The sequence below is a fragment of the Nocardia violaceofusca NBRC 14427 genome, from assembly GCF_963869435.1.
In the GTDB taxonomy this organism is placed as follows: Bacteria; Actinomycetota; Actinomycetes; order Mycobacteriales; family Mycobacteriaceae; genus Nocardia; species Nocardia aobensis.
This window is the reverse complement of the sequence record NZ_CAWMPM010000027.1, coordinates 89,739-108,492: the sequence shown is the minus strand read 5'-3', so window position 1 is coordinate 108,492 and position 18,754 is coordinate 89,739. Positions and strand designations below refer to the sequence as shown.

Here is an 18,754-nt window from a genome sequence, read left to right as displayed (position 1 = left end):
CCCGTAACCTCGCTTCCGGAACGCCACGCAGCGCTCCCCGATGGCACACCGATGCCGACGCTCACCTCATCCGAGCGTGGCGTCCGGCATTCGGGGCTCACTTCGATTGCAATCAGACAAAAATGTTCATAGGACCTATCCGTCCGTCGGGCCGATCTTGTTACATGGGCCCGACCACACCCACCGGCCACGGATCGGCCTCGTTTCGAGATTCGCTGATGAACACCGAACCAATCTACCGCCAGGTACCGACAATGAGCCAAGAAGGGCGATAGCGCTCCGACATCAGCACTGGACTACGTTGTCCCGGCCACCTCGCGGTTCGGTCCGGCACTGGGAACCCGCTGGGAATCATCGGTTCCGAGTGACGGAAATCGCGGTGCGCGCGGTGGGTCACGCGCCGGGCCCGGACACCGGGTGCCGCTCCCGCCCGGGGTCGTAGAGATGCGACTGCGCACAGTCGAGCGCGGGGGTGAGCGCCCGCCCGACCAGTATCACCGCGGCCTGCCGCAACCCCGCCGCCTCCACCCGGCCGGCGATATCGGCGAGTGTCCCGCGCAGAATTCGCTGCTGGGGCTGGCTGGCCCGGTAGACCACCACGGCCGGACAGTCCGCGCCGTACTCGCCCGCCAGTTCCGCGGCCAGTTCCCGGATCCGCGTGATCGCCAGATGCAGCACCAGACTGGCCCGTGTCCGCGCGAAGTTCCCCAGCGCCTCCGACCCGGGCATCGCGGTCGAGCGTGCCTGCGTCCGCGTCAGCACCACCGACTGCACCACCTCCGGCACCGTCAGCTCACTGCCCAGGACCGCGGCCGCCGCCGCGTACGCCGGCACCCCCGGCGTCACATCCCAGGAGATGCCCAGTGCGTCGAGTCGCCGCGTCTGTTCGGTCAGCGCCGAATAGATCGACGGATCCCCCGAACACAGCCGAGCCACATCCTTGCCCGCGGCATCGGCCCGCGCGCAGTGCGCGACGATCTCGTCCAGGTCCAGTCCCTGGGTATCGATCAGTTCCGCCTCCGGCGCGCAATGCGCCAGCACCTCGGGATCCAGATACGTCCCCGCATACAGGCACACCGGAGATTCCCGCAGCAACGCCACCGCCCGCAGCGTCAGCAGATCGGCCGCCCCCGGCCCCGCTCCGATGAAATGCACGGTCATGCCCGGAGTCTAGGTGCCCGGCCGATCCCGAAAAGTTCAGCCCGGCCGCCCGCGCTCGCTGCCGAGCGGGCAGGGTGGTGATCTCGTTGCAGCGCAGCTTCACCCGGGGCCGCGCGGCGTAAAATCATGCCCGGGGTCATCCACAACTTCGAAGGTGACCACGATGACGAAATTCGTTCAGACCATCGAGTTCAAGACCTCGCAGCTCGACGAGTTCAATCGCACGCTGGATCGGTGGCTGACCGCCACCGAGGGATCGCGTTCGGCGACGCACAGTATGGAAACCAGGGACCGCGACCACCCGGACACCTATCTGCAGATCGTGGAATTTCCCTCCTACGAGCAGGCCATGGCGAATTCCGCGCTGCCCGAGACGACCGGCTTCGCCGAAACCCTCGCCGCCCTGTGCGACGAGCCGGCGGTCTTCCGCAATCTCGACCTGGTGCGTGAGGACGATATGGACGGGGCGGCGGCGACGTCGTTGCTGGTGCGGAATTTCGATGCCGCCGACGAGACGCGGGAATTCGAATCCGGCAGCGGGCGCCTCGAGGTCGTGCAGGCGCCCTCCGGCGCGGTCGGCCGGGCCGTCTTCGAGCCGGGCTGGCGCTGGTCCACCCACGTCAAGCCGATCGCGGGAACCGACAGCTGCCAGGCCGCGCATATCGGCTACTGCGTGTCGGGGCGGCTGCACATCCGGATGGACGACGGCACCGAATGTGAGGTCGGTCCCGGAGATTTCATGCAGTGCCCGCCCGGCCACGACGCCTGGACCGTAGGCGAACAAGCCTGCGTGATGATCGACTGGGCCGCGGCCGGCGAGTACGCCCGGCGCCGCTGAGTTTCCTCCGGCTACCCGGTGTTCTTCCGGCTATCCGGTCATATTCAGCCCACCGAGGATCTTGTCCGGGCGCACCCGCACGACCAGTTCGCCGGGGACGGCGTTGCGGCGGCCGAATTCCTCGGCGCGGTCCGGACCCATGTACCGCGCGGCGATGGCGGTGGCGGTGCGCAGGAGTTCGGCGGGGTCCTCGGAAAGAGTGGCGACGCCTTGCACCTGGAAATAGGCGTACGGCGGTTCGTCGAGGTCCACGCAGAGGGCGACGCGGGGGTCGCGCGCCAGCGCCTTGCCCTTGGCGGTGGTCTTGCCGGTGTTGAAGACCAGGTCGTCACCGTCGAGGATGAACCACACCGGATTGACGATCGGGCGGCCGTCGGAGGCGACCAGAGCCAATTTGCCGGTACGGGTGCCGCCGGCGAGGAATTCCCGCACTTCGGGATCGGTGATGGAAGGCATGAGCACACCCTAGGAAGCGGCGGCCGGTGGGCGGGCCCCGACACGCGCCGACGGCCCCGGCCGCGCTCGGCGTCGGCGCCGGATGCGCCGGCCGCCGTTCAGATGGCCCCGCGCTCGCGCGCCCGCGCCACCGCCGAGGTTCTCGATCTCACGCCCAGCTTCGAATAGATATGCACCAGATGGGATTTCACCGTCGTCTCGCTGAGGAACAGGTGTTTGCCGATATCGCGGTTGGAATGGCCGTCGGCGACCAGGCGCAGCACCTCGATCTCGCGGGCACTCAGGGTGGTGTCCGGTTTGCGGACGCGGGTCATCAGTTTGGAGGCGACCGAGGGCGACAGCACGCTTTCCCCCGCCGCCGCCGCGCGCACGGCGGCGAGGAGTTCCGGTGGCGGCGTGTCCTTGAGGATGTAACCACAGGCACCCGCCTCGATGGCGCCGAGGATATCGGCGTCGGTGTCGTAGTTGGTCACCACCAGGACGTTCGGCGGATCGGGCAGGGCGCGCAGGGCCAGGGTCGCGTCCACGCCGGATTTGCCGGGGCCGAAGCGCAGGTCCATCAGCACCAGATCGAGGTGTGTGGTGGTGCAGAAGGCTACGGCCTCCTCGGCGGTGGCGGCCTCCCCCACCACCGTGATGTCCTCGCCGGAATCCAGCAGGGCCCGTAGCCCGGCGCGGACGATGGCGTGGTCGTCGGCCAGCAGGAGACGTATCACGGCAGGTCCTCCCGCGAGATGAGCTCGGCGCCTGCGGTTTCCGAGTCGTGCAGCGGAAACGAGACGGTGACGGCGGTATGTCCCGGTTCGGATTCGACGTCCATGACACCGCCCTGCTGTTCGACGCGGCTGCGCATGGCGTTGAGGCCGAAGGTGCCGCCCCCGAAGACCGCGGGATCGATACCGACACCGTCGTCGACCACGTCGAGATGGACGGCGTCGTCACCGTAGGTGAGCGTGATCCGCATCCGGGCGGCGCGGGCGTGCCGCACCACGTTCGACACCGCGCCCTGCGCCACCCGCACCAGCGCGGCCTCGACGGGCATCGGCAACCGCATCGGGGTCCCCTCGACCACCGTGCGGGCGCTCAGCCCGGGGCCCTCGGCACGCCGGGCGATCCGTTCGAGCGCATCACTCAGCGATTGCCCCTCGAGCACCGCCGGGGTCAGGTCGCCGATCAACTGCCGGGTCTCTACCAGGTTGTCCGCGGCGGTCTCACGGGCGAGCCGGATCTGTTGCAGCGCGGGATGATCCGGCGCGTCGCGCTCGGCGGCATGCAGCAGCATCTGGATGCTGGACAGTCCCTGGGCGACGGTGTCGTGGATCTCCTGGGCCAGTCGTTCCCGTTCGGCGAGTTTGCCGGCGGTGCGTTCGCGTTCGGCGAGAGTGGCGCGGGTGGAGAGCAATTCGTCGATCAGCTGCTGGCGGTCAGCCGCCTCGCGGAACAGCGCCCGATAACCCAGGCCGATCGCGATGGCGACGATCGCGCCCAGGACCGGCCCGGCGATCCCGGGAACCGTCCACCCCTCGTGTAATCCCCACCCGACCACCGAGACGATCGTGGCGGCGACGACCGCGGCCAGTCCCCACAGTCGCGGCAGCAGATGCAGATAGAGGAAGAACAGTCCGAACACCAGGTAGACGGCCTCCGGAACCAGCACGATCAGCGCCAGCCACAGCACCGTGAGCCCGCCCAGCCACACCCGGGCCGCGACCGGACGCCCGCGCAGCAGCCCGCCCGCGAAGTAGACGACCAGGAACAGCGCCGCGAGCACGATCACCGCGGCGGTGGGCCGGGTGCCGTCGTCACCGGGAACGGCCGCCCGCACCATCACCACGACCACCAGCGCCGTCATCAACACATGCAGTCCTACCTGCAGTGCGGCGAAAACGGGGGTGAGTGGAGAGCGGTGCACGCTGCCAGCTTATGCGCGGTTATCGGGGCGGCATCCATCGAAAGGTGGAATCGGCACCCCACCGTCGGGCGGTCGCGAAGTGTCCGCGAAGGCGATGCCGACCGGCGGATTCACCGCGAGGGTGGAGATATGTTCGTCGCACTGCGAGATCTGCGGGCCGCCCGCGGCCGATTCCTCCTCATCACCCTGGTCGTCACCATGGTGGCCCTGCTGGTGAGCTTTCTGAGTGGACTCACGGCCGGACTCGCCCATCAGAATATTTCCGCCCTCGAGCGGCTGTCCGGCGGCAGCGTCGTCTTCGCCGATACCGGCGCCGACCCGTCGTTCGATTCCTCGGCGTTGACCGGCGAACAGGTGCAGCGCTGGCAGCGAGCCGGGGGAACCGTCGATCCGGTGGGCATCAGCCGTAGCCAGGCCGTCCGGGACGGGTCCGCGCCGACCCAGGTGGCGATATTCGGCGTCGACGGCACGGCGTTCGGCAATGAGGTGGTTACCCGCCCCGGCACCGTTGTGCTGAGTAAAGCCGCCGCCGAGGATCTCTCGGCCACCGCCGGTGAGCGCGTGTCGATCGGCGACCGGACCTTCACGGTCGCGGGGATCGGCGGCGACGACTGGTATGCGCACACCCCGGTGGTCTGGACGACGCTGTCCGACTGGCAGCAACTCGATCCGCGTGGCGGGGCGGCCACGATTCTGGTCGCCTCCGGGGTGACCGATACCGGTGCGGTGAACAACGCCGCGCACACCCGCACGACGAGTGTCGACGGCGCACTGCAGGCGATCGGGTCGTATCGGGCCGAGAACGGTTCGCTCACGCTGATGACCGTGATGCTGTTCGTGATCTCCGCTCTGGTGATCGGTGCGTTCTTCACCGTCTGGACCATCCAGCGCACGCCGGATATCGCGACGCTGAAAGCGCTGGGCGCCACCACGACCGCACTGGTTCGCGACGCACTGGGGCAGGCCCTGATCGTGCTCCTACTCGGTGTCGGCGTCGGGGTCGGAGTGACCGCACTGGCCGGGGCGTCCCTCGGCGGGGCGGTGCCGTTCGTGCTCAGCGCCGCCACGACCGTGGTGCCCGCGCTGGCCCTGATCGGGCTCGGGCTGCTCGGTGCGGTGTTCGCCCTGCGCTTCCTCGTCACCACCGATCCGCTCACCGCGCTCAACAACTCTCGTTGATTCGATTACCGCACAGGAGCTTTCGATGACCACCACCCTGACCGTCTCCGATCTCACCCTCACGTTCCCCGACGGCGCCGGCCGCGTCACCGCCCTCGACCGGGTCGCACTGACCGTGCGCGGCGGCGAGATCGCGGCCATCACCGGCCCCTCGGGGTCGGGCAAATCCAGTCTGCTGGCGACGGTGTCGACGCTCGTGCGCCCGGATTCGGGCCGGATTCTGCTCGACACCGACGACGGCGGTGTCGACCTCGCCCGAGCGTCCCGGCGCGAGGCCGCGACCCTGCGCCGGGAACGCATCGGGATCGTGTTCCAGCAGCCCAATCTCATTCCGGCGCTGACCGCGGTCGAACAACTCGAGGTGATGCGGCATCTGGGCGGCCACACCGTCGTCTCACCGCGCCTGCGACGTCGAACCCGGGACAAGGCCATGGATCTCCTCGATGCCGTCGGGCTGCGCGGTCACGAGAAGAAGCGCCCGGCCCAGCTGTCCGGCGGTCAACGACAGCGCGTCGACATCGCCCGCGCTCTCATGCACGACCCCGCGCTGTTGGTCGTCGACGAGCCGACCAGCGCCCTCGACCAGGAACGCGGGGCCGCCGTCATCGACCTGATCCTCGGGGTCGTGCATACCCACTCCGCCGCCACCCTGCTGGTGACCCACGATCGCACCCACCTGCACCGCATGAACGCGGTCTACCGCATGGTCGACGGCCGGTTGTCGATGGACGAGGCCGGAGAGCTCGCCGCCTGATCACCCGCGGCCCGGATGCGGCGCGCCGCGCGTACTCGGCGGCCACCGAGCGGCAGCGCACCGCTTCCGCGGCTCGGCCTACGTCGCCCGTTTCCGGGCCGGCACCTCGGCGTACCAGGTGAGCAGATCCGCATTGTCGACCGCGCTGCGTTCGACCACGCGATCCGGGTCCGCGCCCTGGAACAGTTTCTTGATCGGCACCTCGAGTTTCTTGCCGGTGCGGGTATGCGGAATGCCCGGGGCGGCGATGATGTCGTCGGGGACGTGACGCGGCGAGACCTCGCTGCGGATCGTCGCGTTGATGCGCTGTTTCAGCTCGTCGGTCAGTTCGGCGCCCGGGGCGAGGGTCACGAACAGCGGCATCCAGTAGCCGCCGTCGGGCTGTTCGGCGCCGATCACCAGGGCCTCGGCGATCTCCGGAAGTTGTTCCACCGCTTGGTAGATATCGGCCGAGCCCATCCGGATGCCGTGCCGGTTCAGCGTCGAATCGGAGCGGCCGTGCACGACGATGCTGCCGTGGTCGGTGACGGTGATCCAGTCGCCGTGCCGCCAGACGCCGGGGAACATCTCGAAATACGCTGCGCGATACCGGCTTCCGTCGGGATCGTTCCAGAACGACACCGGCATGGAGGGCATCGGGGCGGTGATCACCAATTCCCCGACCTCGCCGCGCACCGGCCGGCCCGATTCGTCCCAGGCATCCACCGCGGCGCCCAGGAACGGTACCGACAGCTCGCCCGGCCACACCGGCACCGTGCGCACACCGCCGAGGAAGGCGGACACCACATCGGTGCCACCGCTGATGGAGTTGACCTGCACCCGCTCGCCGACGTTGTCGCGCAACCACAGTGCCGACGACGGCGGCAGCGACGATCCGGTGATACCGACCGTACGCAGCGCCGAGAGATCGTGGTCGCGCCGCGGCACCACACCGGCCTTGATGCAGGCGAGCACATAACCCGGGCTGGTCCCGAGCACGGTGGTGCCGGTACGCGCCGCCAGGTCGAACAGCGAATCGGCGTGCGGGAAGGTGGGACTGCCGTCGTAGCAGACGATCGTCGCGCCCACCAGCAGACCGGCGACCTGGAAGTTCCACATCATCCAGCTGGGGCTGGTGTACCAGAAGAAGACGTCGCCACGTCCGATATCCGACTGCAGCGCAGCGGCTTTCAGATGTTCGAGCAGCACGCCACCGTGTCCGTGCACGATCCCCTTCGGCAGACCGGTGGTTCCGGAGGAGAACAGAACCCAGAGCGGATGCGCGAAACCGACGGGCTCGGTGGACAATTCGGCACCCTCGGGCGCGGCGACCGCATTCCAGTCCAGGGCGTCGGGCACCGCACCGCCCAGACGCGGCACCACGACGGTGGCTCGGACGGTCGGCAGTCCGGCCCGCAGGGCGGCGATATCGTCACGTTTGTCGTGCTGTTTCCCGCCGAAGTGGTAACCGTCGGCGGTGACCAGCACGGCCGGCTCCAACTGCCCCAGCCGGTCGAGCGCCGCCTTGGCCGAATAGTCCTGTCCGCAGGCACTCCACACCGCGCCGATTCCGGCCGTACCGAGGAAGGCGATCACGGCCTCGGGGATGTTGGGCAGGTAACCGACGACCCGATCGCCGGGGCCCACGCCGAGTTCGCGCAGCGTCGCCGCGAAGGAGGCGGCGCGGCCCAGCAGTTCCGCCCAGGAGATCTCGGTCAGGCCGCCCTGTTCGCCGGCGTAGACGATCGCGGGCCGATCGGTGCGGGCATGGCGTGCGATCTGATCGACGTAGTTCAGCAGCTGCCCCGGAAACCATTGCGCCCCCGGCATATCGGAACTCGCCAGCACCGTGTCCGGCGCGTCGGCGAGTTCGAAGTACTCCCACAGCGCTCCCCAGAACCCGGCGAGGTCGGTGATCGACCACTCCCACAGCGAGTGGTAGTCGTCGAATTCTCGTCCGGTGCGGGCCCCGACGAATCGTGCGAAGTCGGTGACCCGCGCCGTTTCCACATCCCCGGCATCGGGTTCCCACTGTGGTTGCGTCATGACTCTCCTAGCTCTGCCGGGTCCCGGCGCGCTGCAGAATGCGCTCGGCGTGCCGGATCACCGGGCCGTCCACCATGCGTCCCTCGAAACTGAACACGCCGCGATTGTCGGGCACCTCCGCCAGCACCCGGCGGGCCCAGTCCACTTCCTCGTCCGCCGGCGCGTAGGCGGCCCGGATCACCGCGAGCTGCTTCGGATGGATGGCGACCTTGACGTCGTAGCCGACCGCGACCGCCTCGTCGGATTCCGCGCGCAGTCCGTCGAGGTCGGCGATATCGAGATACACCGAGTCCAGCGCGATCTTGCCGTACGCCTTCGCCGCCAGCAGGGCGGTCGAGCGCAGCTGCCATGCCACATCGTGATAACCGCCGTCGGCGCGGCGGCTGGAATTGCCACCGAGCCCGGCGACCAGATCCTCCGCCCCGGCCATCGCGGCGATCACATTCGGCGCGGCCATGACCTCTTCGGTGCGCAACGCGCCCAGCGGCGATTCGAACAGCGCGAGCACCTCGTAGTCCGACAGCAGCGAGACCTGTTGCGCCGATTCACATTTCGGCAGCATGACGCGACGGTAGGCGGTCGAGGCCAGCGCGGTCAGGTCGGCGTCGAAATCGTGGGTGCCGGCCGCGTTGACCCGGACCACCGTCCGCTCCGGATCGAGTGGCGTGGCCATCAGCACCTCGCGCGCGGCCTCCTTGTCTCCGGCCGCGACGCCGTCTTCCAGATCGATGATCACGACGTCGGCCGCGGCGGCGGCCTTCTCGTAGCGTTCACCCCGGTCGGCGGGGCAGAACAGCCAGGCCGGACCCGGAATTTCCCAGTTCATCCGCTCTCCTACTCGCCGTTCGGGCGCATCCGCATCAGGGTTTGACGGACCGCGGTGGCCACCACGTCGCCGTGCTGGTTGCGTCCGGTGTGCGCGAAGGTCGCGATCCCCTCACCCGGGCGGCTTCTCGACTCGCGCTTGGCGGTGACCAGGGTTTCGGCGTACAGGGTGTCGCCGTGGAACATCGGCTTCGGGAAGGCGACCTCCGAGAAACCCAGATTGCCCACGATGGTGCCCTGCGTCAGCTGCGCCACCGACAAGCCGACCAGCGTCGACAACGTGAGCATGGAATTGACCAGCCGCTGATTGAACGGCGGCAGACCGTCGGCGAAGGCCGCGTCCAGATGCAGCGCCTGCGTATTCATCGTCTGCGTGGTGAACGCGACGTTGTCCGCTTCGGTGATGGTGCGCCCGGGACGGTGTTCGTACAGCACACCGACTTCCAACTCCTCGAACCACAGTCCGCGCTGCACCACCCGGCGCACCGGCTCCATCGGCTCGCTCACAGTCCCAGCTCCCGTCCGATCAGCATCAACTGCACCTCGGTCGTGCCCTCGCCGATTTCCAGGATCTTGGAATCGCGATAGTGCCGGGCCACAGCATATTCGTTCATGAAGCCGTAGCCGCCGAAAATCTGGGTGGCATCGCGGGCGTTGTCCATCGCGGCCTCGCTGGCGACCAGTTTCGCGATCGCGGCCTGCTTCTTGAACGGTTTGCCCGCCAGCATCAAGGCCGCCGCGTCGTAGTAGGCGGTGCGCGCGGCGTGTGCCCTCGCCTCCATCCGCGCGATCTTGAACGCCACCGCCTGATTGCGGCCGATGGTGCGGCCGAACGCCTCCCGCTCACCGGCGTAGCGCACGCTCTCGTCGACACAGCCCTGCGCCGCGCCGACCGACAGCGCCGCGATCGCGATCCGGCCCTCGTCCAGGATCCGCAGGAAGTTGGCGTAGCCGCGGCCGAGTTCACCGAGCAGATTCGACTGCGGCACCCGCACGTCGGTGAAGCTCAGCGGATGGGTGTCCGAGGCGTGCCAGCCGACCTTGTTGTAGGCCGGTTCGGCGACGAAGCCCGGGGTGTCGGTGGGCACCAGGATGGTGGAGATCTCCTTCTTGCCCTCCGACTCGCCGGTCACCGCGGTCACGGTCACCAGCCGGGTGATATCGGTGCCCGAGTTGGTGATGAACTGCTTGCTGCCGTTGATGATCCAGTCGTCGCCGTCGCGCACGGCGGTGGTGCGGGTGCCGCCGGCATCGCTGCCCGCACCGGGCTCGGTGAGACCGAAACCGGCCAGCGCGCGCCCGGAGGTCAACTGCGGCAACCACTCCTGCTTCTGCGCCTCGTTGCCGAACCGGTAGATCGGCATGGCGCCCAGCGACACCCCGGCCTCGAGCGTGATCGCCACGCTCTGGTCGATCTTGCCGAGTTCCTCGAGCGCCAGGCACAGCGCGAAGTAGTCGCCCCCCATACCGCCGTACTCTTCCGGGAACGGCAGGCCGAACAGGCCCATATCCGCCATGCCGGAGACGACCTCGTACGGGAAGGTATGGGCCGCATCGTGTTTCGCCGCTACCGGCGCGACGACCTGATTCGCGAAATCGCGGACCGTCAGCGCCAGTTCCCGGTACTCCTCCGGCAGGGTGCCGGTGGACAGGAAATCGCTCATGCCTGTGCCTCTTTCTGCTCGGTGTCCGATTTCTCGGGGTCCTCGGCGGGTTCGGCGGCGATCCGCGCCAGGACCTGTTCGACCTGTACCTGGTCGCCCGCGGCGACCAGCAACTCCACCTTTCCGGCGACCGGCGCGGTCAAGGTGTGTTCCATCTTCATCGCCTCCACCACCACGATCGGGGTACCGGCGGCCACCTCGGCGCCCGGCGCCACGTGCACCGCGATCACCGAACCCGGCATGGGGCTGAGGATTTCGGCGTCGGTGAGCTGTTCGTCGCCGCCGCGCAGGCTGGGTTCGGCCACCTCACGCACCGACGCGACACCGTCGGCGCCGGCCACCCAGATCGGGCCGGCCTGTTCGGCGACCCGGTAGCGCAGCCGGATTCCGTCGAGGACGATCGTCAGCACCGCGTCGTCGAGCGCGGCGGTCAGCGAACGCGGCAGGCCGGTGTCCACCGCCACCCACGCGTCGGCGGGTGTGCCCGTAATCGCCACGTGCACAACGCGTTCGCCGCCTTCGAGCCGCAGCACCGTGGGCGCCGCGGTGCCGATGCGCCAGCCGTCCGGGATTTCCCAGGGGCCTCGGGGTGCGGCCGGCCACGCCCGCAGCCAGCGCGCCACCGCCGCCGCGACGAACTGATCGTCGGTGACCGGTGCGGGCCGGAAATCTCCGGCGCGCCGGTCCAGCAGTCCGGTGTCGAGATCACCGCGCAGCACATCGGGATCGGCGAGCAGGAACCGCAGGAAGTCGGTATTGGTCCGCACGCCGAGGACCTGGGTGTCGGCCAGCGCCTGATCCAGCCGGGCGATCGCGGTCGCGCGATCGGGGCCGTGCGCGATCACCTTCGACAGCATCGGGTCGTAGTCGCTGCCGATCACACTGCCGGTGCGCAGCCCCGAATCCACCCGCACGCCGGGCCCCTGCGGTTCGGCCAGCGCCAGCACGGTGCCGCCGGTGGGCAGGAAGTCGCGGCCGGGATCCTCGGCGTAGACGCGGGCCTCGACGGCGTGCCCGGTGAGCTGGATGTCGTCCTGTTCGGCGACGATCTTCTGCCCGGCCGCTACGCGAACCTGGCATTCCACCAGGTCCACCCCGGTCACCAGTTCGGTCACCGGATGTTCGACCTGCAGCCGGGTGTTCATCTCCATGAAGAAGAATTCGTCCGGCCGGTCGGCGGAGACGATGAATTCGACGGTGCCCGCGCCCACATAGTCGACGCTGCGCGCGGTATTGCAGGCGGCGGCGCCGATCCGGGCCCGCGTCTGCGGATCCAGCAGCGGCGAGGGCGCCTCCTCGATGACCTTCTGATGCCGGCGCTGCAGGCTGCACTCCCGCTCACCCAGATGCAGGACGTTGCCGAACCGGTCGGCGAGGATCTGCACCTCGATATGCCGGGGTGTGGCGACGAACCGTTCGAGGAACAGGGTGTCGTCGCCGAACGCCGCGGCGGCCTCCCGGCGCGCGCTCACCAGCGCCGCGGGAAGATCGGCGGGATCCTCGACCCGGCGCATGCCCTTGCCGCCCCCGCCCGCCGACGGCTTGACCAGCACCGGATATCCGATTTCGGTTGCGGCCGTGATCAATTCGTCATCGGTGAGGCCGGGCCGGGCGATACCCGGCACGACCGGCACGCCGAAATCTGCGACCGCGGTCTTGGCCGCGATCTTGTCGCCCATGATCTCGATCGCCCGCACGGGCGGACCGAGGAAGACGATGCCGGCCTTCTCCAGCGCCGCGGCGAAGGCCGAATTCTCCGACAGGAAGCCGTAACCGGGATGCACCGCCTGAGCACCGGACCGCACCGCCGCGTCGACCACCCGATCGATGTCGAGATAGCTCTGCCGTGCCGGCGCCGGGCCCAGCCGCACCGCGACGTCCGCCTCGGCCACGTGCCGGGCGGCGACATCGGCGTCGCTGTAGACCGCCACCGAGCGAATACCCATGGCGCGCAACGTGCGGATCACGCGCACCGCGATCTCGCCGCGGTTGGCGACCAGCACGGTGTCGAAGGGCACCGGGTGAGATTTGTTCAGCATGGTGATCACATCCGGAATACGCCGTAGGAGACAGGTTCGAGGGGCGCCTGCGCGCAGACCGACAGGGCCAGGCCGAGCACGGTTCTGGTGTCGGCGGGATCGATGACCCCGTCGTCCCACAGCCGGGCAGTGGAGTAGTACGGATTGCCCTGGCGCTCGTACTGATCCCGGATCGGCGCCTTGAACTGCTCCTCCTGCTCCGCGGTCCAGGCATCGCCGAGTTGATCGCCGCGCACCGTGGCCAGTACGGAGGCCGCCTGTTCACCGCCCATCACCGAGATGCGGGCGTTCGGCCACATCCACAGGAAGCGCGGCGAATAGGCGCGCCCGCACATCGAATAGTTGCCGGCGCCGTAGGAACCGCCGATCACCACCGTCAGCTTCGGCACGCGCGCGCAGGCGACCGCGGTCACCATCTTCGCGCCGTGTTTGGCGATACCGCTCGCCTCGTAGTCGCGCCCGACCATGAAGCCGGTGATGTTCTGCAGGAACACCAGCGGAATGACCCGCTTGTCGCACAATTCGATGAAATGCGCGCCCTTCTGGGCGGATTCGCCGAACAGCACGCCGTTGTTGGCGACGATGCCGACCGGGTGTCCGTGGATGCGCGCGAAGCCGGTGACCAGGGTGCGGCCGTATTCGGCCTTGAATTCCTGGAATTCACCGCCGTCCACGATGCGCTCGATCACCTCGTGTACGTCATACGGCGTACGCAGGTCCACCGGGACCACGTCGTAGAGCTCCGACTGCGGGGCGATGGCGTCGACCGGGGCCGCGATCTCCCACGGACTCGGCGACTTCGGTGCGAAGGTGCCGACGATGCGGCGCACGATGCGCAGCGCGTCCTCGTCGCTGTCGGCCAGATGGTCGGTGACACCCGATGTGCGCGAGTGCAATTCACCACCGCCGAGTTCCTCCGCCGTGACCACCTCGCCGGTGGCGGCCTTCACCAGCGGCGGCCCGCCGAGGAAGATCGTGCCCTGATTGCGCACGATCACGGCCTCGTCGCTCATCGCGGGAACGTAGGCGCCGCCCGCGGTGCAGGAACCCAGTACCGCCGCGATCTGCGGAATCCCCTTGGCGCTCATGGTCGCCTGGTTGTAGAAGATCCGGCCGAAGTGCTCGCGGTCGGGGAAGACCTCGTCCTGATGCGGCAGATGCGCACCACCGGAGTCCACGAGGTAGATGCACGGCAGATGGTTCTGCAGTGCCACCTCCTGCGCGCGCAGATGCTTCTTGACCGTCATCGGGTAGTAGGTGCCGCCCTTGACCGTCGCATCGTTGGCGACGATCACGCATTCCCGGCCGGACACCCGTCCGATACCGCCGATCACTCCCGCGCCGGGGCAATCGTCGCCGTACATGCCGTCGGCCGCCAGCGGCGAGAGTTCCAGGAACGGGCTGCCGGGGTCCAGCAGCCGGTCCACCCGCTGGCGCGGCAGCAGTTTGCCGCGCGCCAGATGGCGCTCGCGGGCCCGCTCGGGTCCGCCGAGCGCACTCGCCGCCAGTTTCGCGCGCAGCTCGTCGAGCAGCGCCAGATGTGCGGCACGATTGCCGGCCTGCACGTCCTGCGTCAGGGTCATCACGCCATCCTGCCCATTCGGTTAGTGGCCAATAACTGGAAACTAAGATAATCTTCGTTAACTGAAATGTCCAGGCGTGCCGGAACCCGGACCCGCCGAACGCCCCCGGCCTGCGGAGAGGAGCCCGATGAGCAGCAGTGAGGCCATCACCCCCACACGCCGGGAGCAGCTCAAGGCGCAGCGGCGGCGACAATTACTGGAGGCCGGGGCACGACTCATCGCCGACCGCGGCTTCCCCGGGGTACGGCTCGACGACCTCGGGGCGGCGGCCGGTATCAGCGGCCCGGCGGTCTACCGGCACTTCCCCAACAAGGAAGCCCTCCTGGTGGAATTGCTGGTCGGGATCAGCACCCGGCTGTTCGAGGGCGGCCGGGCGGTCGCCGAACAGGCCGAATCACCGCGCTCGGCTCTGTCCGGATTGATCGAGTTCCACCTCGACTTCGCCCTCGGCGAGCCCGAACTCATCCGCATCCAGGACCGGGACCTGGAAAGCTTGCCCGAATCCGCCCGTCGGCAGGTGCGTCGCCTGCAGCGGCAGTACGTGGAGATCTGGGTGGGCGTGCTGCGCGGCCTGCATCCCGAACTGGACGAGACCGCCGCGCGGGTCAAGGCGCACGCCACCTTCGGCCTGATCAACTCCACCCCGCACAGTGCCGCCCCCACCCTGGCCGGGCGGGCTCGGCCCATCCTGCGGGAGATGGCCTGGGCGGCGCTGAGCCGAGCGACCGACCAGAGGGCCGAGCCGGCCTAGTCGCGGCGCAGTTCGGCCTCGGCGGTGGACAGGACCGCGCTCACGCCCAGATAGACGGCGGGGATCAGCGCCAGAGTCCACGCGGCGGCGAAAAGCGGTGTGGCGACTTCGAATTGGGAATGCCAGCGCACCCGGGTGCCCGCCGGATGGTCGTCGAAGGTCACGGTTCCGTCCTGGCGGCGCAGCGGCGGAAGCGATTTCAGTACTCGATAACGGAACAGTCGCGGAGGGTCGTAGTCGACGACCTCCTCGGTCAGCCGCACCAGCGGCGTCACCAGCAGCCGCACCGCCCCGACCCCGTGTTCGGAGACATTGCCCGGACGGACCGGAGTGACCCGCCGGATCGCCGGAACGCGCTGGTAGTTGGTGGCGTCGGTGATCCAGTCGAAGACGTCGGCGCGAGGTGCCCGGATGATCCGTTCCAGGTCCAGCGTGCGCATCGAGAGTCCCTTCGCTACCGCGGTGTCGGATGAGTTCCCGACCGGCGGGAATGCCGGATCGGTGCCGAGTGCCAGCGCAGCGTACGGCGCGGCGGGCACCCGCTGCCAGGGACAAGAGTCGAAACGATGCTATTTCGATACGCGCAAGCGATCTGGTCGTTCGCCCAAGCCTTGCGGCGCCGGCGAAAAGTTGAATCCGGTCGGTATTTCCTTGTGACAGAGAGCCTTTCGTTCGCCCCGGCACACCCCCGTCGCCCGCGAGTCGGCGGCGATAGTCCACAATTGTCCCGATCCGGCCCGGAACCGGCCTTCGCCACCGCACCGATCCCCGGTCGACCTCCCGGAACCGGCGGTAACACCGGGCAGCCGGAAATCACCCGGTGACTACCATGGCATTCATGAGTGCCGAGGAGTGCCGCCGCACCACAGACAGGCCGGAACCGTGAGCGTAGAGCGTGGCACCGCGAGCCCCGCAGAACAGCCGACAACAAAGCCGCAGGAGCGGGTGATTCGCCGACGCCCGAAGAATCGGCGCGCCCAGATCGCCGCGACCTCGGCGGCGGCCTTCGGCTCGCTGGGGTATCACGGGGTCAGCATGGAGGACATCGCCTCCCGTCTCGGCATTTCCTCGGCGGCCCTGTACCGGCACTATCCGAGCAAGTACGCGCTGTTCCGGGAGGAACTGCTGCGCCTCGGCGCGCTGACGGTGGAATCGACCACGGTAGCCCACGAGGCCGCCGAGCTTCCGGCGCAGCAGCGGCTGGCCGGCGTGCTCGACGCCATGATCGCCGCGACCATCGCCAATCGGCCGACCGTGACGCTGGCCCGGTGGGAGGGGCGTTACCTCGACGACACCGATCGCGCCACGCTGGACGAGCAGTTCACCACCTCGATCCGCGCCCTCGCCGGCCTGCTCGGTGAACTGCGCCCGGAGCTGACCCGGCGTGATCGGCTGGTACGGGCGGTGGCCCTGCTCAGCATCGTCAGCAGCATCGGCGACCACCATGCCACCCTTCCCGTGAAATCGCTGACCGCGGTGCTGAATTCGGCCGCGTGGGCGATCATCGGCGCCGAACTTCCGGACGCCGCGCCGTCGGCCGGCACGCCGCGGGCGGCGGAGATCCCGCAGTCGTTCAAACACGAACTGCTGCTGAAGAAGTCGGTGGAGCTGTTTCATCAGCGCGGCTATCCGAATGTGAGCGTGGAGGATATCGCGACGGCCGCGGATCTGTCCGCGGCCTCGGCCGTCTACCGGTATTACCGCAGCAAGAGCGACCTGCTCGCGGCCGCGTTCCGGCGGGCGGCGGATCGGGTGTCGGGCGCGATCGGCCCGGCCACCGCCTCGTCGAAATCTCCCGCCGAGGCACTGTCGAAACTGATCGGCCTGTATGTCACCGGGTCGTTCGAAGAACGCGAATTGACCTTCGTCTATTACGCCGAGTTCAGCCACGTCCCGCCCGAGGAACGCACCGTACTGCGCAATATCCAGCGGCTGATCGTGGCCGAATGGGTGAAATTGCTGGTCGCGGTGCGGCCGGAGCTCTCCGAGGCGCAGGCGCGCATTCTGGTGCAGGCCGGCTTCGGACTCGTGGTCGATCTGGGCCGGGTCTTCGGCGACGACGAAAACCTCTGCCCGCCGGAGCGAGTCATGGCGCTGATGGAGGTTGTGCTGTTCGGGTCGCCGCGCGGCGAGTGATCGCCTCAGCTGTTCATCCGCGGCCACGGATACAGCGCGAGGTGGATGAGCAGGATCGCCAGCAGTCCGAGCAGCAGCGCGGCGACGAATCCCGCGCGATGCTCGAGATAGCCGATGGTGCGAAACAGGGTGGGGAACGGCACTTCCCGCGCGAAGAACATCGACAGCACGCTCGGCACGATCACCCACATCACCGCGATGGTTCCGTACAGCACGTAGGCGCCGGCGAAGGAACCCGGATCGACCGCGCGGGCGCCACCGGCGAAGGCGATCGCCGCGGCCAGCGCCGCGCAGGCCAGCACCAGATAGCCACCCATCCCCTCGGTGCGCACGGCATCCGGGTCGGGCGTGAGCCGGCCGTTGGCCGTGGTCTGCCGGCCCGCGAGCGCGGCCGGGCGCTGCGGCGGTATCGCCAGCTGCGGTAGCGAATAGTAGGCGAGCACGACGATTACGAACACGACCACGAGCCGCACCCACGAATGCGCGTCCTCGAGGTGGCCGATCGTCGCCGAAATCGTCGGCCAGTCCGCCACATCGAAGACCGCGGCCAACTCCGGGACCGCGATGACGATGCCCGCCAGCCCCCACATCAGATATCCCCAGAACTCCGCCGAGCGCCCGGCGACTGTCGGCGCGCCGGTAGTGACCTCCGTCATACTCCCGGTGTACCACCCTGCGGGCACACGGCGGCAACGACGGGGAATCAGCTGGGCCGCAACATCGGTGGGTGCAGCACCTGCGCGGGCCCGGCGCGATAGAGCTTGGCGGGACGACCGCCGTCGCGGGTCGTGGTGGCGCCGGTGGCCAGGACGAAACCCGGTGTGGTGGTGACCTTGCGGTGGAAATTGCGCGGATCGATGTCGGTCCCCCACATGACCTCGTAGACCCGGCGCAATTCGGCCACCGTGAATTCGCGGGCACAGAAGGCGGTGGCCAGCGGTGTGTATTCCAGCTTCGCGCGGGCCCGCTCGACGCCGTCGGTGAGGATACGCCGGTGGTCGAAGGCGATGCGGCCACGCTCGGCGAGCAGTTGCTCCACCGACCAGATGCCGGCCGCGGTGGCTTGCGAACCCGCTTGCGGCGCGGGCAGATTCGGCGCCAGCGCCAGATAGGCGGTACTGATGACCCGGCCGCGCGGATCACGGCCGGGTTCACCGTAGGTCGCCAGTTGCTCCAGATGCATGCGGTCGCCGCGAATGCCGGTTTCCTCGCGCAACTCCCGGACCGCGGCGGCGGAGAGGCTTTCCTCGGGGCGGACGAAACCGCCGGGCAGGGCCCATCGTCCGCGATAGGGGGCGTAGAGCCGCTGGACCAGCAGTGCGCACAGCGTGTCGTTGGCAGTGTGGCGGGCGCCCAGGGTCAGAACCACCAAATCGACCGCGACCGCTGCATTGAGGCGAAAACCACTGCCCATGACGGGCATTGTAATCG

At 68.7% G+C, this 18,754-nt stretch carries 18 protein-coding genes; 5 read left to right on the top strand and 13 right to left on the bottom strand.

The window, feature by feature from the left end; all coding sequences use genetic code 11:
* Window positions 1-393 precede the first annotated feature (393 nt).
* Window positions 394-1,161 carry a precorrin-4 C(11)-methyltransferase gene (gene cobM, locus AC5592_RS22750; protein WP_063065383.1) on the bottom strand — a complete coding sequence of 256 codons (768 nt, stop codon included), beginning with the start codon at window positions 1,159-1,161 and terminating at the stop codon, window positions 394-396.
* Between the two features lie 163 nt (window positions 1,162-1,324).
* Here cobM and AC5592_RS22745 point away from each other — a divergent pair, with 163 nt between their 5' ends.
* A complete protein-coding gene (locus AC5592_RS22745) occupies window positions 1,325-1,999 on the top strand; it encodes a cupin domain-containing protein (protein ID WP_232329502.1) in 675 nt (224 codons plus the stop codon).
* 30 nt (window positions 2,000-2,029) lie between these two features.
* Here the strand turns inward: AC5592_RS22745 and AC5592_RS22740 are convergent, their stop codons facing one another.
* From AC5592_RS22740 to AC5592_RS22730, 3 genes are all read right to left on the bottom strand, one after another.
* Complete coding sequence (locus tag AC5592_RS22740) at window positions 2,030-2,455, bottom strand: PPOX class F420-dependent oxidoreductase (protein WP_036505732.1); 426 nt, start codon at window positions 2,453-2,455, stop codon at window positions 2,030-2,032.
* A gap of 98 nt (window positions 2,456-2,553) precedes the next feature.
* Window positions 2,554-3,171, bottom strand: coding sequence for a response regulator (locus tag AC5592_RS22735; protein ID WP_036505716.1), 618 nt, complete (start codon window positions 3,169-3,171; stop codon window positions 2,554-2,556).
* The gene (locus tag AC5592_RS22730) at window positions 3,168-4,367 is read right to left on the bottom strand and encodes a sensor histidine kinase (protein ID WP_051025149.1); all 1,200 of its coding nucleotides are present in this window, start codon (window positions 4,365-4,367) and stop codon (window positions 3,168-3,170) included. The genes AC5592_RS22735 and AC5592_RS22730 overlap by 4 nt, the downstream gene beginning before the upstream one ends.
* A gap of 129 nt (window positions 4,368-4,496) precedes the next feature.
* Here AC5592_RS22730 and AC5592_RS22725 point away from each other — a divergent pair, with 129 nt between their 5' ends.
* Window positions 4,497-5,546, top strand: coding sequence for an FtsX-like permease family protein (locus tag AC5592_RS22725; protein ID WP_063065382.1), 1,050 nt, complete (start codon window positions 4,497-4,499; stop codon window positions 5,544-5,546).
* A 25-nt stretch (window positions 5,547-5,571) separates the two neighbouring features.
* On the top strand, window positions 5,572-6,300 hold the full coding sequence (locus AC5592_RS22720) for an ABC transporter ATP-binding protein (protein ID WP_036505718.1): 729 nt from the start codon (window positions 5,572-5,574) through the stop codon (window positions 6,298-6,300).
* 78 nt (window positions 6,301-6,378) lie between these two features.
* On the opposite strand, the gene AC5592_RS22715 is transcribed toward AC5592_RS22720, so the two are convergent.
* The 6 genes from AC5592_RS22715 to AC5592_RS22690 are packed head-to-tail and all read right to left on the bottom strand — an operon-like array spanning window position 6,379 to window position 14,436.
* Window positions 6,379-8,325 carry an acetoacetate--CoA ligase gene (locus tag AC5592_RS22715; RefSeq protein WP_063065381.1) on the bottom strand — a complete coding sequence of 649 codons (1,947 nt, stop codon included), beginning with the start codon at window positions 8,323-8,325 and terminating at the stop codon, window positions 6,379-6,381.
* A 7-nt stretch (window positions 8,326-8,332) separates the two neighbouring features.
* Window positions 8,333-9,151 (bottom strand): HpcH/HpaI aldolase/citrate lyase family protein, encoded by an 819-nt coding sequence (locus tag AC5592_RS22710; RefSeq protein WP_063065380.1) that lies wholly within the window; start codon window positions 9,149-9,151, stop codon window positions 8,333-8,335.
* Window positions 9,152-9,159: 8 nt separating this feature from the next.
* Window positions 9,160-9,645, bottom strand: a complete 486-nt coding sequence (locus AC5592_RS22705; RefSeq protein ID WP_063065379.1) for a MaoC family dehydratase — start codon at window positions 9,643-9,645, stop codon at window positions 9,160-9,162.
* 8 nt (window positions 9,646-9,653) lie between these two features.
* On the bottom strand, window positions 9,654-10,814 hold the full coding sequence (locus AC5592_RS22700; protein WP_063065378.1) for an acyl-CoA dehydrogenase family protein: 1,161 nt from the start codon (window positions 10,812-10,814) through the stop codon (window positions 9,654-9,656).
* Window positions 10,811-12,853, bottom strand: coding sequence for an acetyl-CoA carboxylase biotin carboxylase subunit (locus AC5592_RS22695; RefSeq protein WP_063065390.1), 2,043 nt, complete (start codon window positions 12,851-12,853; stop codon window positions 10,811-10,813). The genes AC5592_RS22700 and AC5592_RS22695 overlap by 4 nt, the downstream gene beginning before the upstream one ends.
* 5 nt (window positions 12,854-12,858) lie before the next feature.
* Window positions 12,859-14,436, bottom strand: coding sequence for a carboxyl transferase domain-containing protein (locus AC5592_RS22690; RefSeq protein WP_063065377.1), 1,578 nt, complete (start codon window positions 14,434-14,436; stop codon window positions 12,859-12,861).
* Between the two features lie 127 nt (window positions 14,437-14,563).
* On the opposite strand from AC5592_RS22690, the gene AC5592_RS22685 reads away from it, so the two are divergent.
* Complete coding sequence (locus AC5592_RS22685) at window positions 14,564-15,187, top strand: SACE_7040 family transcriptional regulator (protein WP_063065376.1); 624 nt, start codon at window positions 14,564-14,566, stop codon at window positions 15,185-15,187.
* Here AC5592_RS22685 and AC5592_RS22680 read toward each other — a convergent pair.
* A complete protein-coding gene (locus tag AC5592_RS22680) occupies window positions 15,184-15,627 on the bottom strand; it encodes an SRPBCC family protein (protein WP_036505736.1) in 444 nt (147 codons plus the stop codon). The genes AC5592_RS22685 and AC5592_RS22680 overlap by 4 nt on opposite strands.
* A gap of 442 nt (window positions 15,628-16,069) precedes the next feature.
* Between AC5592_RS22680 and AC5592_RS22675 the strand changes: the two genes are divergently transcribed.
* Window positions 16,070-17,323 (top strand): TetR/AcrR family transcriptional regulator, encoded by a 1,254-nt coding sequence (locus AC5592_RS22675; protein WP_063065375.1) that lies wholly within the window; start codon window positions 16,070-16,072, stop codon window positions 17,321-17,323.
* Between the two features lie 5 nt (window positions 17,324-17,328).
* Here the strand turns inward: AC5592_RS22675 and AC5592_RS22670 are convergent, their stop codons facing one another.
* Both AC5592_RS22670 and AC5592_RS22665 read right to left on the bottom strand, forming a co-directional pair.
* Window positions 17,329-17,979 (bottom strand): hypothetical protein, encoded by a 651-nt coding sequence (locus AC5592_RS22670; RefSeq protein WP_036505724.1) that lies wholly within the window; start codon window positions 17,977-17,979, stop codon window positions 17,329-17,331.
* A gap of 47 nt (window positions 17,980-18,026) precedes the next feature.
* On the bottom strand, window positions 18,027-18,737 hold the full coding sequence (locus AC5592_RS22665) for an NUDIX hydrolase (RefSeq protein WP_036505725.1): 711 nt from the start codon (window positions 18,735-18,737) through the stop codon (window positions 18,027-18,029).
* Window positions 18,738-18,754 lie beyond the last annotated feature (17 nt).

Excerpts from the sequence above, each read along its gene's own strand:
- AC5592_RS22745 (WP_232329502.1), top strand. The coding sequence starts at position 1,325 with ATGACGAAATTCGTTCAGACCATCGAGTTCAAGACCTCGCAGCTCGAC.
- AC5592_RS22720 (WP_036505718.1), top strand. The coding sequence starts at position 5,572 with ATGACCACCACCCTGACCGTCTCCGATCTCACCCTCACGTTCCCCGAC.
- AC5592_RS22725 (WP_063065382.1), top strand. The coding sequence starts at position 4,497 with ATGTTCGTCGCACTGCGAGATCTGCGGGCCGCCCGCGGCCGATTCCTC.
- AC5592_RS22710 (WP_063065380.1), bottom strand. The coding sequence starts at position 9,151 with ATGAACTGGGAAATTCCGGGTCCGGCCTGGCTGTTCTGCCCCGCCGAC.
- AC5592_RS22695 (WP_063065390.1), bottom strand. The coding sequence starts at position 12,853 with ATGCTGAACAAATCTCACCCGGTGCCCTTCGACACCGTGCTGGTCGCC.
- AC5592_RS22685 (WP_063065376.1), top strand. The coding sequence starts at position 14,564 with ATGAGCAGCAGTGAGGCCATCACCCCCACACGCCGGGAGCAGCTCAAG.
- AC5592_RS22665 (WP_036505725.1), bottom strand. The coding sequence starts at position 18,737 with ATGGGCAGTGGTTTTCGCCTCAATGCAGCGGTCGCGGTCGATTTGGTG.
- AC5592_RS22690 (WP_063065377.1), bottom strand. The coding sequence starts at position 14,436 with ATGACCCTGACGCAGGACGTGCAGGCCGGCAATCGTGCCGCACATCTG.
- AC5592_RS22705 (WP_063065379.1), bottom strand. The coding sequence starts at position 9,645 with ATGGAGCCGGTGCGCCGGGTGGTGCAGCGCGGACTGTGGTTCGAGGAG.
- AC5592_RS22670 (WP_036505724.1), bottom strand. The coding sequence starts at position 17,979 with ATGACGGAGGTCACTACCGGCGCGCCGACAGTCGCCGGGCGCTCGGCG.
- AC5592_RS22700 (WP_063065378.1), bottom strand. The coding sequence starts at position 10,814 with ATGAGCGATTTCCTGTCCACCGGCACCCTGCCGGAGGAGTACCGGGAA.
- AC5592_RS22715 (WP_063065381.1), bottom strand. The coding sequence starts at position 8,325 with ATGACGCAACCACAGTGGGAACCCGATGCCGGGGATGTGGAAACGGCG.
- AC5592_RS22740 (WP_036505732.1), bottom strand. The coding sequence starts at position 2,455 with ATGCCTTCCATCACCGATCCCGAAGTGCGGGAATTCCTCGCCGGCGGC.
- AC5592_RS22680 (WP_036505736.1), bottom strand. The coding sequence starts at position 15,627 with ATGCGCACGCTGGACCTGGAACGGATCATCCGGGCACCTCGCGCCGAC.
- cobM (WP_063065383.1), bottom strand. The coding sequence starts at position 1,161 with ATGACCGTGCATTTCATCGGAGCGGGGCCGGGGGCGGCCGATCTGCTG.